Source organism: Eubacterium sp. OM08-24 (assembly GCF_003438075.1).
GTDB lineage: Bacteria > Bacillota > Clostridia > Oscillospirales > Acutalibacteraceae > Ruminococcoides.
On sequence record NZ_QSTA01000003.1, the window covers coordinates 1 to 15,728 of the forward strand.

A 15,728-nucleotide genomic window follows, 5' to 3' on the forward strand; every position below is an offset into this window, starting at 1 on the left:
AAAGCGTAGCAGCTAAAAGCCACTACGCTTTCAAGTCTAACTTTTGGGGGTCACCACAAAGTAAAGGGTGCGTGTTGTTTTAACTATAAATTACATACTTTCTGCGCCGGCGGTAATAGCCATCTGCAAGTGGGTAACATCTGTTACCATAACAAGTCCGTCGCCGTCCAAATCAGCCGAAAGCACCTTTAAATCCGAAAATTTATGTCCGCCTGAAATAAACATCTGCAAAATCGTAACATCGTTTACATCTATTTTATTATCATTGTTAAAATCACCGAATACAGCTTTTGTTGTGTCAAGCTCATAACTGCCCGTTGCGTTGTCGGCGCTAACATAGGCAACATATTATGTGCCGGCTGAAATATAGAATTTATCGGCAAACTTTCCTGTATGACAGCTTTCGTCCACATACTTATGCCCTGTTGCGTCATAAAACTGTATTCCGTATTTTTCAAGCGCAACGCCGACTGTAAATTCAAAATCACCCGATATGCCGATTCCGAACTTGTATTCTATTGATTGTCCCTGTCCTTCTATTTCTCCGTCATAATGCCGGCTTACAGTGCCCTCAACCGCTGCGGCAGGCACAACAGCCGCAACTGCTGTAAATACCGAAAGTACAGCTGCAAGCACAATGCTGATAATTTTCTTTTCGTAAATATTCCCCTCTTACGCTTTGTCTATATTGGTTTTTATCTGTTCAAATGTAACACCGTATTTCTTTGCAATATCTCTTGCATAGCTGCTGCCCTGCGGCGGCGAAATATAAACTCTAAACGAGCGCTCGCCATGGTCAACTCCCGTAACAAGGCTCTGCACAATGCTTTTTCCCTCGGTTTCGGTATTCATTTCATCAAGGTTTTTGGCAAGGTCGTGCATATGCGTATTGAACACAGAGCGCACACCGAGGTAGCGCATTGCACGCACAACATCTTTTGCGATAAACAAACCCTCAGAAACATTTGTGGTAGCAAGGCTTTCGTTAAGCAAAAGCATACTGTTTTCGGTTGCAACATCAAAAATCTCTGCAAGTCTTTTACTCTCCTCGCCAAGTCTGCCAAGGTCAACGGTATCGTTTTCGTCTGCCGGAAAGTGTGTAAAAATATTATCACATGGACTGAGTTTAAATTCACCGCAAGGTGCGTAAATGCCATTTTGAGCAAGCAGCACCGCAAGTCCAACTGCCTGAGTAAATGTGGTTTTACCGCCTCTGTTCGGACCTGTAAGAATATAAATTCTGCCCGACTTATCGTCAAAATCAATATCATTTGCCACAATATTAAATTCTTCGCCGTTTACACGCTTAATGCCTAACTTGAGGTTATAAACGCCCTTTGCAAAAATCTCTCGGCTTTCAGACGGCAAAATTTCAGGCTTGCACATATCAAGTCCCTTTGCCCTTATCTTATCAACAAGCTCTGCCCACCTAATGTAGAAAACAATTTCAGGCATAAGCGCCGAGAGTGTGTATCCGCTGATATTCACATACTTTGTAAGCACACTCTGAATATCACGCACTGTCTTTCTCATAATATCCGTTACCGCTTTTTTAAGACTGTCGGAAAGCGGATCTGCACCCGTAAGTCCGCTTGCGGTCACATGAGGATTTCCGTTTGTGGGAACTGCATCAAGCGTGCCGATTCCAATATCGTTTTCTTTGAATTTTGGACTTGACGGGTGGAACTTTTTAATATCGGATATATCCGTACCGAAATGAATTTCATCGTCGTTATTTGTAAATTTCAAAAAATGCTGCATAAGTCCCGACGAGGCAAAAGCCTTGTCATTCAGCGAAAGAATACCTGCGCTCTTTGGTCTTAGCAAATCATCAAGATTTACACCGATAGTAATGCTCTTTACCCTCTGCACCTTGGCAAAGGTTTCGGTAATATCCTTTTTAAGCTGCGGAAAGCCGCTGTTTGCGTAAATATCCGTTACCTCTTTTTTTAGCGTGAGCAAACCCTCAGATTTAATATCAAGACTTTCAAGGCACTCCTTGATTTTTGTAATGCAATTTACATAGCCGTCAATCTCACGCAAGCGATTGATTAACTTCCACAAAGATGACGCCTCGGTATCCTTTTGAAATCTTGAAATATCTCGCAAATCATTAAGCTCCTCAAGCAGCTCGGCAAGGGACTCCCTCAGCTTTGGAAATCTTAAAAAATCATCAAAAATATCACCCCTGTACCTAACAGTATCTGCGTCATCTGTAATCTCTGTCATAATTTTCATTATAACATTTTGTTCGTATTCACTTTTTGTAAGTGCCTTGCAAATAAAGTCGAGCGAAAGGTCATTTATACTTTCTTTTGTCAGGCTCTTAAACACCGCTTTAGAATTTTGCGGATTTAGCAAACTGATTTCAGCCATATAGTAACCACCTTTTATAAAAAATATCTATATCTTGGTAGCTTAAATTTTAATATATTGTTAAACTATTACTATATATAAAATAACATTATTTTTTGCAAATGTCAAAGATTTTTTGTGGCAGATTGCAGGATAATTGTATCTTCAAAAATATAATAAAATTATTGTGGTTTATTTGTTTGTTTTATCAGCTCGCAACCTTGCACTATTATGTTTGATTTGATATAATAAAACTTATAATCAGAATTAAAGGAGCTTTATAAATGAAGGGTATTCGATTTTTTGCGGCTCTTTACGCTGCAAAACTTGCTACTGTTGCACTCTCGGTAATGCACCGCAACGGCACTCATATGCCCGGTGTGCTTGCTATGAAAATTTGTCCCGATTTTTTGGGCAGAATGGATAAGCCGAAAACAATTATCGGCATAACAGGAACTAACGGCAAAACCACAACAGCAAATATGATTAATGATATTCTTGCCGACAACGGATATTCACCTGTAAATAATCGTGCAGGAAGTAATATTCTCGGCGGTGTGGCAACTACATTGATTTCTGCCGTTAATTTAAGAGGCAAAACAGTAAAAGACCTTGCCGTACTTGAGCTTGACGAACGCAGCTCAAGACTTATTTATCCGTATGTGCACCCTACATACCTACTCTGCACAAACCTTTTCAGAGATTCCTATAAGCGAAATGCACACTCTGAATTTATATTTGACATTCTCGACAAGCATATTCCAAAGCAGACAAAGCTTGTTTTGAACGCTGATGACCTTGTAAGTGCAAGACTGGCAAAAAGCAATGACAGAGTTTATTTTGGCATTGAAAAGCAGAGTGACGAGGTTCTTAATGAGGATACCATTATAATAGACACACCGCTTTGTCCTAAATGTGGCAGCCGACTTGAATATGACTTCCGCCGCTACCACCACATTGGCTCGGCTCACTGCACAAAATGCAGTTTCCGCTCGCCAAAGGCTGACTATGATGTTACAAAGGTAAACGAAGGTACAGGCAGAATTACAATGTCGCTCAAGGGCAAAACCGCCGACTTTAAAATGGTGGGCACTTCTGTTACAGACACCTACAACCTTGCAGGCGCAATCGCCGTTCTTTCGGAGTTCGGACTTAGCGCAGAGCAGCTCAGAAAATCGGTTGAAAAGCTCGAAATTGTAAAGAGCCGTTATGACGAGGAAAAAATCGGCGACAAGCAGGTTATTATGAGTGTGGCAAAGGGACAGAATCCTGTTGCCTGCTCAAGAGTATTTTCTTCTATTAAAAATCACAGCGGCAAAAAGTCTGTTGTACTTATGCTCGATGACCTCGGTGACGCAGAGGAAACAAGCGAAAACACAGCTTGGATATATGACACAGACTTTGAATTTTTGAATGACAACTCAATTGAGCAGGTTATTTGCAGCGGAGTTCGCCGTATGGATTATAAGGTAAGATTGCTTCTTGCAGGTGTTCCCGAGGAAAAAATCACTTGTGTTGAAAAGGAATCTGATGCAGCAATGGCGGTGGACCTTGACAAGGCAGACACAATCTTCTTTCTTTATGATGTTTACACAACCTTGTACGCTACAATTTCTAAGAACACAATCGGCAACAGAATGGCTGAAAGGAGTGCAAAGTAATGAAAATAGAAATTCTATTCCCCGAAATATGCAATCTTTTCGGCGATATGGGCAATATAAAATATCTTAAAAAATGTCTGCCGAACGCTGAGTTCGTTTCAACTGCTTTTGGCGACAAACCGTTATTCACAGACGAAGAGCCAGATTTAATTTACCTCGCACCGTCAAACGAAAAGAATCAGGAGCTTATAATAAAGGCGCTTTTACCCTATCGTGACAGAATAAATCAGCTTATTGAGGACGGCACTCCAATGCTTTTTACAGGCAATTCGGGTGAAGTGCTTTTCAATGAAATTGAGGACTATGACGGCAGAAAAATCCCTGCACTCGGCATTTTGCCATTTACCGCAAAAAGAGCGCAGTACACACGATTTAACGGTCTTAATCATGGCACAATGGCAGACGGAACAGAAATTCTCGGTTTCAGAAGTCAGTTTACATATTGGTTTGGAGACAACTCGGATTGCTGCTTTGTCAAGTGCATTAAGGGCATTGGCATTAACAAAGACTCCGACAAAGAGGGCATTATGGTAAACAACTTAGTCGCTACCGCTCAGCTCGGGCCGATACTTGTAAACAACCCCGATTTTACAAAAAGGCTTTTAAAGCTGATGGGTGCGGATAAGCCTACTCTCGCCTTTGAAGATGATGTAAAAAAAGCCTTTGAAATTCGCAAAGCAGAGTTTGAAAATCCAAAGACTAAATTTATTCTTTGATTTATATTACCGTCAATTTATATGCTGTCTTTTTCAGTGCATAAATTTTATGATGTGCAATGTGCATCAATGTAATTTACATAACTTTTTATATACAGTTTTTTTATTTGCTATATAAAAGTTTATACATAGACCTTGATACACCTTGTCATTGACGCAATTTACTAAGCTAAACTTTGTGTGATAACTGTAATTTAATACCGACACCACAAAAAGTAGGTCAACACATTTTAATGTTGACCTACTTTTTAAGTTATATAAACAATCATTTCCAATTAAATGTAATCAAGCCGTAAACATAAATAAATCCTATAAACAGAGGTACAACATATTTAAAAATGGGTTTCATCCACGACTTAATCTTAAGTCCTTTGCCCTCGTTAGCCTCTTTGATAAAGTTATCCCAGCCCCAGCCGAATTTATTGCAACAGAAAAGAGCAAGAACAAGCGAACCGAGAGGCAGAACATTTGTTGAAACCACAAAGTCCCAAAAATCGAGCCATGTTGTGCCGTCAGAGAATGGTTGAAAATGAAGTACACTGAATCCGAGTGCGGTTGTGAGTGCGAGAATAAACACTGCAATTCCGCAAATCAAACTTCCTTTGCGGCGTGACCAACCCGTTAAATCTCTAATCATTGCAAGAATATTTTCACACACACCGAGAACGGTTGACAAAGCCGCAAAAACCATAAACAGGAAAAAGAGAGTTCCCCATATGCGGCCGCCTGCCATATTATTAAACACAGTTGCCATAGTGTCAAATAAAAGGCTCGGGCCTGAATTTACTTCAACACCATAAGTAAAGCAAGCAGGAAAAATTATTACACCTGCAAGAATGGCAACAAGAGTATCCAAAGAAATTATATTAACAGCCTCGCCCATAAGGGAATGGTCTTTGCCTATGTAACTTCCGAAAATAGCCATTCCGCCCATACCTGTTGACAATGTAAAGAATGCCTGATTCATTGCCGCCACTATAACCGAGCCGTCAATCTTTGAAAAATCGGGTTTGAGGTAAAACGACATTCCCTCTCCTGCGCCTTTCAGCAACAGACTGTTTACCGCCAAAACTACCATCAGCACAAGCAATGCGCACATCATATATTTTGTTACTTTTTCAAGTCCGCTCTGAATATTGAACGAGAGAATTACAAAAGCAATAACTACCGTAACCAGCAGAAAAATAACATTTACAGACGGCTGAGAAATCATAGAACTAAAGCCGAGGTCGGCATTATTCCCTATAAGAAAATTGACAAAATAGTAGATAATCCATCCGCACACAACTGTGTAAAACGCCATCAGCGCAAGATTGCCCACAAGGCACACCCAACCAAAGCCGCCCCACTTTTGTCCCGGTTTTTCTAATTTTTTATACATATGTATCGGACTTGTCTGCGCCGCCCTGCCCATTGCAAATTCCATAATCAAAGACGGAATACCAAGCACAATAAGACATATTATGTAAACAAGCATAAAACTTCCGCCGCCATTTTGACCGCACATCCACGGAAATTTCCAAACATTTCCGCATCCGATAGCGCATCCGGCAGAAAGCATAATAAATCCAAGGCGACTGCCAAGCTGCTCACGCTTCATTAATAAAATCCCCTTTAAAACTAAACATAATGCAAATATTATTATATCAAATATTGTATCATTTGTAAAATTGATAATAATATGTTATAATAACGAAAATATCGTTTGTAAAGGAATAAAAAGCTATGGATACAAATGTACTGAAAACCTTTGTTGCGGTTTGCGAATATTCGGGATTTTCTGCCGCCGCCGAAAAGCTCGGCTACACGCAATCGACAGTATCTTCACAAATAAAACAGCTTGAAAGCGAGCTGAACACTGTACTTTTTGACCGATTTTATCATAGAATCAGCCTAACGGCAGACGGAATTATAGTGTTACAGCACGCACGAAACATTCTTGAATCGCGCGAAAAAATGCTTGAGGATTTGCGTACACCCGAAACTGTTGAGGGAAATATCCGCCTTGCTATGTCAAGCTCTGTATGCAGCCGCTATTTCAAAGATGATTTTTTGAAATTCCGCAGACTTTTTCCGAATATCCACCTTGTGGTATTTGAGAGCGGAACAGAAAAAATGTTTGATATGCTGAGGAAAAACGAGGTTGACCTTATATTCACGCTCGACAGCCATATTTACGATTCTGAATTTATCATATGTGCCGAGCACGAGGAGGCTGTGCATTTTTTTGCAGCAGCGGAGCACCCTCTTTTTCAGCAGAAAAAAATCACACTCAGCAGACTTTGCGAGGAAGACTTTGTATTGACAGAAAGCAATATGAGCTACCGAAAACTGCTTAACAACGAGCTTGCATTGCAATCGTTGGAAATTCACCCAATACTCGAAATCGGCAATCCACTGCAAATATGTTCACTTATAAAAGACAGCCGTATGGTGTCATTCCTGCCCGATTTCATAACTGAGGATTACTACCGTTCGGGCGAAATAAAGCACCTGCCGATTATGAATTTCAGCGTTTCAGTGTGGACTCAATTACTGATACACAAAAACAAATGGCGCTCCCCCGCTCTGAATGCCTTTATAGATTTTTACAGAGAGGTTATTGGGAGATAATCAGTAAATTTTAAATTGGATTTTAACTTAGTTTCAGTCAGACGATAAAGTAAAACAAATGCTAAACTTTGCGCTTTAAACACTCATCTCATCCTTTAAAAGCTCGCACTTTTCCACATCAAACACGCCTTTTGTGGTTATTCTCAATGACGGGATGACGGGCAGGCTCAGAAATGACAAGGTCATAAACGGGTCAATGCTTTTATCTGCACCAAGGCGGTATGCCTCGGCTTTTGCTTTTTCGAGTTTTTCGTTTACTGTTTCCAACTTTTCTTCCGACATAAGACCTGCAACGGGGAGTTCGAGCAAAGCCTTGACCTCTCCGTTTTCAACAACGGCTATTCCGCCCTTTGCTTTTCTAATGGCATTAACCGCAACGGCTATGTCGGTATCACTGCACCCTATGGTTATAATATTATGCGAATCGTGTGCAACAGAGGTTGCGACTGCACCCGATTTCAGCGAGTATCCTTTTACATATCCTACGCCTATATGGTTCGTGTTCTTATGGCGCTCAACGCAGGCAATCTTTAAAATATCATTTTCTACATCTGTTTTATCCGCAAAGCCAAGGTTGCGTGTGAGCAATTCACCGCCTACAAGCCCGATAAGTCCGAGCTTTCCGTCAACTTTAAAGCTATTCGGCGTAACCTCGTCAAGGTTAAAGGTATTGTGGCATTTTTCAACAAGTGTTTCATCAACAGACGGAGCGTCAAATTCCTTTACCTCGCCGTCAAATATCAGCTTTCCCCTTTTGAATACCATTTCAACATTAAAATCAGCAAAATTATCTGCCACTACAATATCGGCAAGGTAGCCGGGAGCTATTGCACCCTTGTTATTGAGCAAAAAATATCTTGCCGCATTATGCGTTGCCGCTTTGAGGGTAACTATTGGGTCTGCGCCGTTTTTCAGCGCCTGCTTTACTATGTAATCAATATGTCCGCCGTTAAGCAAATCGCTTGGGTGCTTGTCATCTGTTGCAAACATACATCGGTCGCTATACTGCTTTGTCAACAGCGGCATAAGTGCGCTGAGGTTATGCGCCGCCGTACCCTCTCTTATCATAATAAACTGACCTTTTCTCAGCTTTTCGAGTGCGTTTTCAAAAGTGGAACATTCGTGATCGGAATACACACCTGCCGCAATGTAAGCGTTTAGGTCGTTTCCCGAAAGCTCGGGAGCATGTCCGTCAATTTTCTTGTGGTGCGCCTGCGATGCAATTATTTTAGATACCACATCGCCGTCACCGTTTATCACTCCCACATAGTTCATCATCTCGGCAAGTCCGAGAACTTTTTTATGCTCAAAATACGAATCAATATCTTTGTAGCCAAGCCCTGCACCGCTTTCGTCAAAGGCGGTGGCAGGCACGCAAGACGGCAACATAAAATAAACATCAACAGGCAGATTTTGAGTGCTCTCTATCATATAATCAATGCCGTTAAGTCCCATAACATTTGCTATTTCGTGTGGGTCGGTAATAACCGTTGTAGTGCCATGAGAAATAACAGCCTTTGCAAATTCACTCGGAGTTACCATTGCACTTTCAAGGTGAATATGCGCATCAATAAATCCCGGAAGTACAATTTTTCCGTTCACATCAATTTCTTTTTCTCCCTCGTATTCGCCTATGCCTGCTATAAGACCGTTTGCAACGGCAATATCACCCTGCAAAAACTCATTTGAAAATACATTAAGATATGTTGCGTTTTTAATTACAAGGTCAGCCTTTTCCCTGCCTGCGGCAACCTCAATAATTCTTTGCTTAACCTTTAATCTTCTGTTTATTTTTTCCTCATAAGTTTCTTTCATAAAAGCACCACCTTTTAAATTTATAATAATTATTTACAGATAATTATATCATATTTATTTTATAATAAAAGCTATTTGAACTATTATTTAAGTATTTATTTCAAGAATTATATTTAAAAAAGCAAAATAATCTCATATCCTTGAAAATTTCAAAATCTGGGTTATAATAGTAGTTATGCAAATGTCAAAATAAAAAAATGTGTGGGGATTATTGATGGAAAAAGATAAATCCGAGCGACTGTCTTACATAGATGTAGCAAGAGGATTTGTGATTATTTTAATGCTTATCGGTCACGCAAACGCACCTGTCCCGCTTGTTAAAGCAATTTTCGGATTTCATATGCCGTTCTTTTTTATATTGTCGGGATTTCTGTATAACAAAGAAAAGTGGAGCAAGCTCGGTTTTAAAAATCTTATAGTTACAAAATTCAAATCGTACATTGTGCCGTATTTTATTCTTGCGTTTTTCAATCTGCTTATAAACATTCCGCTTGAACAGATAAGGGGACTTAGCGGGCAAGAGTTGTTTAACTCTACAATTAATCATCTGCAATGGATATTTTACTCGTGGGGTTCTATTGACAAAATGCCGAACTGCACACCGCTATGGTTTTTGCCCTGTATGTTCATCTGCTGTATTTGCTTTTATTTCCTCAATAAAATTAAAAGTGCAGGAATACAAACCGCAATCTGTTTATTATCCGTAATATTAGACTACATTTTATATCTTACGGTAAAAATTCAACTGCCTTGGCACATTAACATTGCGCTTATCGGTACGGTATTTATGTTCATAGGCTTAAAAATAAAAGAAAACAACACGCTTGAAAAAATCAATCACGGCATTTCGTTTGTTGTTTCTATGGTTGCCCTCGGCGCATTTTGCATAATAACTAACCCGAGAGTTGACCTCTGCAACAACACTTTAAACAACACTTTCCTTACATTTTTAGGGTCAATTACGGTTTCCTCTGCAATACTCTTTATCTGCTACAAATATGTGAATAATTTTAAATTTTTATCTTTTTTAGGTAAGAACACCATAATTATTATGGCGCTCAATTATGCAGTAAACAGCTATTCTAACCACATTTGGAGCAGTATTCCTGTATTGCAAAACATAAGCTACTGCTGGTGGATTATGACAATAGTTGACATTCTCGCCTGCTCGGGTTTTATACTTCTTTGGTGCAAGCTAAAGAAATTTTTTCCGGTACTCAAACATCTTCATATATAAAAAGCAGCTCCCGACACCGCATTAATCAGCAGTGCCGGGAGTAATTTTATACAATTAAATCGCCAAATTTTCTGTGTATTGCACAAAGCCCTCTGCCCATTACACAAACGCAACTCTTCCATAGTATAGTCAATTTTACCATTTAGCTAAACTTTTACCATTGAAAAAATTGTTGCTGAAAATACATTGTGCAATTAAAAGTTTTATTGTATTCTTATAGCACAACAAAGCTGCTATGCCGGCAAAGCGGTGCGTTGAATAATTTTTTCAAGGTGATTTTTATGCCAGATATGTTTAAAATTTTATGTGTGTCAAAGTGCGAAATTCCTGCGTTGTTATCAAAATTTGAAGCAGAACTTTATAAAGAGCTGGAAACAAACCTTTTCCCTTACAATGAAAATGCAAATGATAAAATTGTTTCGTTTAAATACAAAGGTATTAATACCCATGACAGCTTATACTTTATTCGAGATTTTAGTGAGCCATGTGCAACAGTAACATGGAAAGAAACCGGCAATGTGGTAGATGACTTTACCCTTTGTGTAGTTTTCAACGCATATACAAGTCAGCTTAACTGGTGTTCTGATTATACAGAATATTCTGCTGAATTCGCTGAAGATTTTACATCTTTCAAACGAGTAGAGCAGGCAGATATTATTGCAGAGCACTTTGATGAAAAAACTTTTTCTGATTATATCAGGGCTATTCCTTATGATGAGGATGAGCAAATGGCTTGGCTTCCGGTTGTGTTCAGGTTTGGTAACGATGAGGTTATTGAACAGGCTATAAACTTTATTTTTGATAATGAGGAATTGATTTTCCATGGCTTTACAAAAGAAGAATTTGTGGGTGCTTTGCTTTCTCTCGAAAACGAATGCCCTTTTTGGAAGCTCACCTCTGAAAAACCTTGATTTTACGGGGTTTTTCGGCTATCATTGAAAAGTAAATATCCCTTAGTTCTCTCCATCAGTTCTCTCCTTTTTCCGAGATGTTTTTGAGGGCTGATGTGAAGATAAATACACGGAGAGATGTCCGAGTGGTCGAAGGTGCGACTCTCGAAAAGTCGTGTTCCTAACGGAACCGTGGGTTCGAATCCCACTCTCTCCGCCAGAATGTTCAGTCTGCAAGCGGTTTTTACCGTTTGCAGGCTTTTTCTTTTTCTCCACTCTGGAAAGATTTTTCCGTAAGTTCTCTCCGTGATTTGAACTTAGGATATGTAGTTGGCGTATCCTTAGTGAAGCGATACGCCGCAGAAGTTATGAAATAGCCTCTAATGCGCCACTCAGACCGTTTACCATTGCGTCAGCCGATGACAGCTTGGAATTGTAATCCAAATGGGCATATACATTTGCCGTAGTTGAAAAATCGCTGTGTCCGAGCCATTCCTGTATCTGTTTCATAGGAACACCGTTCGCAAGAAGCAGCGAAGCACAACTATGGCGCAGGTCGTGGAAACGAATGTGGCGCAAATTGTTCTTTTCAAGTAGCTTTGGAAATGATGATGTGAGATAGTGCGGAGAAATCAATGTCCCCATCTCATCTACACAGATATATTCCAAATACTTTTTGTTGTAGCATCGTCCGCATACTCGTTTGTATTCTTCCTGCTGTTCCTTGAGCTTTAGCAACTTCTCTTTGAACGCAGGAACAAGGGGCAGCGTTCTCATACTCGACTTGGTTTTGGTCGTATCCTGTGCTATCTGGATATGCTTGCCATCAAGATTGCAGGAAGTAACGGTGTGTCTAATGGTAATCGTATTGTTTTGAAAATCAATAGCGTCCCATTTTAAGCCGAGGGCTTCACTTCGCCTTAGTCCATAAAACGCACCGAGAAAAATCGGTATTTCAATCAGCGTTCCTTTGGCGGCTTCAAATAGTGCCTGTACCTCGTTGCTGTCATAGAAGCTGCCGATGAACTTATCAGCTTTAGGGCGTTCCACTTTATCCGCAGGATTGACAGAAATAAGGTCAATCTTTACGGCATATTTCAAAGCCCTGTGAATAACAGCGTGATAGTGAATAACCGAATTAGCTTTTACTCGTTTCAACTGCTTCATATAGAAAGCCTGAATGTCTGTTGCCTTCAGTTCGGAAAGCGTGATTTCTCTTTCCTTGAAATACGGAATGATAACGCTCTTTGCCATACCTGAGTATGATGCGTATGTGGTAAGTGCGATAGTCGGCTTTGCGATTTCCAACCATTGAAGCAGAAAATCCGAAAACAGCATATCGTCCTTTATGGGTTTGCACTCAGGAACAAAGGTCTGCCTTGTTTCCATCAACATCTTTTCCGCTTTCTTTTTATTGCCCTTGACAGGCAATCCTGTCGGCAACCATTTCGTTTTTCTTTTTCCCGCAGCATCGGGATAGCTCAAAACCATATAAAAATAGCCTTTTTTCTCTTGCAGATGTCCTGCTACCATAAATATAACCTCCTTTGCGTAGCACCGACTTCTGCTGTTGACCATATACATTGTAGCAACTTAAGCCAAAGAAGTCGAATGTGCAAATTCTTTAATTTTCCGCATTTCGCAGACCTAACCTCAAATAAGAAAGAAGATGGGCTTTCGGTACTTTGTACGCTCTGCCCACCTTCAAGTGTTCTATTTTGTTTTCACGAAGTAATTGATAACCTGTTTTTGTGCTGACACCAAGAGCCTTGCTCATTTCATCAACGGTTAAAATGTCTGGGTATTCTTTTAAGACTAACGCATATATATCTCCAAAGTTCATAAGCTCCTCCTTTTTTCAACTCCGATACTGATGAGGAGAGGAAATTCAAGCGATTTCAAATACTGCTCATCAAGGTGTGTGAGATGTTCTTTCAAGCGGCTTTTATCAATCGTGCGTAACTGCTCAAAGAGAATGATTGAATTTGCAGGAAGCCCCTCAATTTGCCCCAAATACAAGTGTGTAGGTAATTTCTTCTTTTTGCGTACACGACTTGTTATGGCGGCAATAATGACCGTAGGACTGTGCTTGTTTCCTATATCATTGGAGATAACAAGTACAGGTCGTGTCCCACCTTGCTCCGAGCCGACAACAGGGTTTAAGTCTGCGTAGTATATGTCACCACGCTTAATTGTTTTATCCATTAGTTTGACCTCCTATCTGGATATAAGCAGGTAAGCTCTGCCTATGTAATCAGCCAAACACAAGGAAGTTTTTAAGGTCGGGAGAGCATAAACAATTCTCTGTTCCATAGACCGCCTTGTATTTGGCTTTATGATAGAAGCATCTCTATTTGTCCTCGACACCCCAAGATGCCAATGCGTTTCACGCTGGGAAGTCGCCAAACGGTCAGCAGCGAACTGACACCACGGGAGTTTCACCCCAACTGACGGTCTGCCAGAGCCGCCCTCATTGCCTGCGACGGTTTTATCACGCTCGGACTGTGACTGGACGGGAGTATCATTATCCTCTTTGTGGGTTACGGCGAAATCGGGAGCTGCCCGATATTTTGAGTAGGTAGTTATCGCTCTCCGCCTTGCGGCAGGTCGTGGCGTACCTCTCGACACGCTTATGCTTATCACAATCACAAAGAGAAGGTATTTGGCGAATGATTATTCGATTGACAAGGAACAATCCTGTTTTCGCCACACAAAGGAAAACAGGTGAAAGGGTTTTGATACCCCTTCACCTGTTTGCTCACTAAAAAAGGATTGGTGTAGTGTTAATCTTAAAAAATCCCAAAATCTTTTTTCAGCTTTTCAATAGCAATATCAACACTAAACTTGACTGCTCTTTTCGTACAGCCCTCTAAGGCTGCAATCTGCTCATAGGTCATCTCACCGAAAAAGTACAGTAACAGCCTACGCCGTTGTATTTCGGGTAGTTTTGCGATTGCCTTATGTAACAGTTCGTATTCTATATTCCTTGATACTTTTTCCTCAATGCTTTCTGGCTTACAGAATACACGGTCATTTAATGACGCTTCTGTCAGCTCCGAATGTTCAATATGCCTGCTTAGCTTGTTGAGATATGATATATCCTCAAGCTCAAAGCGGTTAAACAAACCGTACAGTATCTCGTCAATCTCAATGGTCTGCAATTCACCTCGACTGTCCTTAAAAGAAAGGTAATAACGCCCGTCTGATATAATCAAGGTGTATGGATTGTACTTGTCTTTTTTACGATTTGGATGCTTTTCACCCATTGTCTATTCCTCCTATCAATCTGAAATTTGAAAAATCCAGACTGATAGGGGCGGCGAACGGCAACCTACGCCAGATATAGGCTTGTCCTTTATTCCGACAAATAACGACAAACAAAAAACCGCAAAGGGTGTCATACCTTTGCGGTTATAAGCAATATAAACTCTATTATGTAGATATATGGCTTCTACTTTAGGGGCGTAATAGTACCACGAATAACTTAGGATTTTTTTAACAGGTTATCCTCACTTATTCGTGATGCTATGTAGGTAACTGCTGCTTCTGATAAGCAGCAAGGCGCTCAGGGCAGACCAGCGCATAAAAAATCCCTCCAAACTCAAAACGGGTTTAGAGGGCTGTGATATTTTATTCGGGCGTGACAGAGCAGCCCACCAAAGCACCGTTTTTTTTATTTGGTGGGCTTGCCATATTGATTATTTAAAAGTATCTTTAATTGCCGTTTGCTAAAATGTCATTAGCTTGCTCTTGCGTAATAACGCCACATTCAACCATTCGTGATAGAACAATTTTCATACGGCTATATGCTAAGTCAGGATTTGTATTCAGCGAATAGGCAGATGGGGCGTTAGGCAAGCCAGCTAACATTATGGCTTCATAATCACTTAATTCAGAAGGGAGTTTTCCATAATAACCTTTTGCAGCATCATAAATCCCGTAATATCCATTACCAAAATAAATTGTGTTTACATACAACTCAAATATTTCTTGTTTTGAACAATACTGTTCTAACTCAATAGCCGTAAATATTTCTGCAAATTTCCTTTCGAGCTTTTTTTCTTGTGTAAAGTATTGATTTTTAGCAATTTGCTGAGTAATTGTGCTTCCGCCTTCCACAAAAGACATTGCCTTAATATCGTTTACAACCGCACGACTAATTGCAATTAAGTCCACACCGCAATGGGTTTCAAATCTTTTATCTTCAGCCGAAATTACAGCGTCTATATAAATTGTCGGCAACTCATCGTATTCGACAAAGTTCTCTCTATTTTGGATTGATGATACCATTTGAGAAATGGGATATGCTTTTACAGCTTCTTGATACATAAAGTATCCTTTTACTCCAAATACAAGGAAAATGATAGTGGTAATGAAAAACAGGACTGCAAACAAATAAAGTACAAATTTTCTTATAAGACTTCTTGGCTTCTTTTTCATT

Annotated in this window: 15 protein-coding genes, 1 tRNA gene and 1 pseudogene; 6 read left to right on the plus strand and 11 right to left on the minus strand. The window is 40.1% G+C overall.

Annotated elements, in window-relative coordinates:
• Positions 1-90 precede the first annotated feature (90 nt).
• The 3 genes and pseudogenes from DXC23_RS12440 to DXC23_RS06640 all read right to left on the minus strand — a co-directional run.
• Positions 91-267: pseudogene (locus DXC23_RS12440) on the minus strand (hypothetical protein); the annotation flags it as partial.
• A gap of 81 nt (positions 268-348) precedes the next feature.
• A complete protein-coding gene (locus DXC23_RS06635; RefSeq protein WP_117705370.1) occupies positions 349-636 on the minus strand; it encodes a hypothetical protein in 288 nt (95 codons plus the stop codon).
• Between the two features lie 36 nt (positions 637-672).
• The gene (locus tag DXC23_RS06640; protein WP_117705371.1) at positions 673-2,376 is read right to left on the minus strand and encodes a DNA mismatch repair protein; all 1,704 of its coding nucleotides are present in this window, start codon (positions 2,374-2,376) and stop codon (positions 673-675) included.
• A gap of 263 nt (positions 2,377-2,639) precedes the next feature.
• On the opposite strand from DXC23_RS06640, the gene DXC23_RS06645 reads away from it, so the two are divergent.
• Both DXC23_RS06645 and DXC23_RS06650 read left to right on the plus strand, forming a co-directional pair.
• Positions 2,640-4,016, plus strand: a complete 1,377-nt coding sequence (locus DXC23_RS06645) for a Mur ligase family protein (protein ID WP_117705372.1) — start codon at positions 2,640-2,642, stop codon at positions 4,014-4,016.
• Positions 4,016-4,732, plus strand: a complete 717-nt coding sequence (locus DXC23_RS06650; protein ID WP_117705373.1) for a hypothetical protein — start codon at positions 4,016-4,018, stop codon at positions 4,730-4,732. The genes DXC23_RS06645 and DXC23_RS06650 overlap by 1 nt, the downstream gene beginning before the upstream one ends.
• 265 nt (positions 4,733-4,997) lie before the next feature.
• On the opposite strand, the gene DXC23_RS06655 is transcribed toward DXC23_RS06650, so the two are convergent.
• Positions 4,998-6,332: a sodium-dependent transporter gene (locus DXC23_RS06655; protein ID WP_117705374.1), complete on the minus strand. Its 1,335-nt coding sequence runs from the start codon at positions 6,330-6,332 to the stop codon at positions 4,998-5,000.
• A 125-nt stretch (positions 6,333-6,457) separates the two neighbouring features.
• On the opposite strand from DXC23_RS06655, the gene DXC23_RS06660 reads away from it, so the two are divergent.
• A complete protein-coding gene (locus DXC23_RS06660; RefSeq protein ID WP_117705375.1) occupies positions 6,458-7,345 on the plus strand; it encodes a LysR family transcriptional regulator in 888 nt (295 codons plus the stop codon).
• A 75-nt stretch (positions 7,346-7,420) separates the two neighbouring features.
• Here the strand turns inward: DXC23_RS06660 and ade are convergent, their stop codons facing one another.
• A complete protein-coding gene (ade, locus tag DXC23_RS06665) occupies positions 7,421-9,160 on the minus strand; it encodes an adenine deaminase (RefSeq protein WP_117705376.1) in 1,740 nt (579 codons plus the stop codon).
• A gap of 214 nt (positions 9,161-9,374) precedes the next feature.
• Here ade and DXC23_RS06670 point away from each other — a divergent pair, with 214 nt between their 5' ends.
• The 3 genes from DXC23_RS06670 (at position 9,375) to DXC23_RS06680 (ending at position 11,507) form a co-directional block, all read left to right on the plus strand.
• Complete coding sequence (locus DXC23_RS06670) at positions 9,375-10,397, plus strand: acyltransferase family protein (RefSeq protein WP_117705377.1); 1,023 nt, start codon at positions 9,375-9,377, stop codon at positions 10,395-10,397.
• A gap of 281 nt (positions 10,398-10,678) precedes the next feature.
• Entirely contained in the window at positions 10,679-11,308 is a 630-nt protein-coding gene (locus tag DXC23_RS06675) for a hypothetical protein (RefSeq protein WP_117705378.1), read from the plus strand.
• 111 nt (positions 11,309-11,419) lie between these two features.
• Positions 11,420-11,507 (plus strand) — tRNA-Ser (locus tag DXC23_RS06680).
• A 146-nt stretch (positions 11,508-11,653) separates the two neighbouring features.
• Here the strand turns inward: DXC23_RS06680 and DXC23_RS06685 are convergent.
• The 6 genes from DXC23_RS06685 to DXC23_RS06710 form a co-directional block, all read right to left on the minus strand.
• On the minus strand, positions 11,654-12,820 hold the full coding sequence (locus DXC23_RS06685; RefSeq protein WP_117705379.1) for a site-specific integrase: 1,167 nt from the start codon (positions 12,818-12,820) through the stop codon (positions 11,654-11,656).
• A 91-nt stretch (positions 12,821-12,911) separates the two neighbouring features.
• Complete coding sequence (locus DXC23_RS06690; protein WP_087375964.1) at positions 12,912-13,130, minus strand: helix-turn-helix domain-containing protein; 219 nt, start codon at positions 13,128-13,130, stop codon at positions 12,912-12,914.
• The gene (locus DXC23_RS06695) at positions 13,127-13,492 is read right to left on the minus strand and encodes a type II toxin-antitoxin system PemK/MazF family toxin (RefSeq protein WP_117705380.1); all 366 of its coding nucleotides are present in this window, start codon (positions 13,490-13,492) and stop codon (positions 13,127-13,129) included. The genes DXC23_RS06690 and DXC23_RS06695 overlap by 4 nt, the downstream gene beginning before the upstream one ends.
• Before the next feature lie 12 nt (positions 13,493-13,504).
• Complete coding sequence (locus DXC23_RS12655) at positions 13,505-13,930, minus strand: hypothetical protein (protein WP_242997438.1); 426 nt, start codon at positions 13,928-13,930, stop codon at positions 13,505-13,507.
• 146 nt (positions 13,931-14,076) lie between these two features.
• Entirely contained in the window at positions 14,077-14,553 is a 477-nt protein-coding gene (locus DXC23_RS06705) for a sigma-70 family RNA polymerase sigma factor (protein ID WP_117705381.1), read from the minus strand.
• A 448-nt stretch (positions 14,554-15,001) separates the two neighbouring features.
• Positions 15,002-15,727 carry a biosynthetic peptidoglycan transglycosylase gene (locus tag DXC23_RS06710; RefSeq protein WP_117705382.1) on the minus strand — a complete coding sequence of 242 codons (726 nt, stop codon included), beginning with the start codon at positions 15,725-15,727 and terminating at the stop codon, positions 15,002-15,004.
• Between the last annotated feature and the right edge of the window lies 1 nt (position 15,728).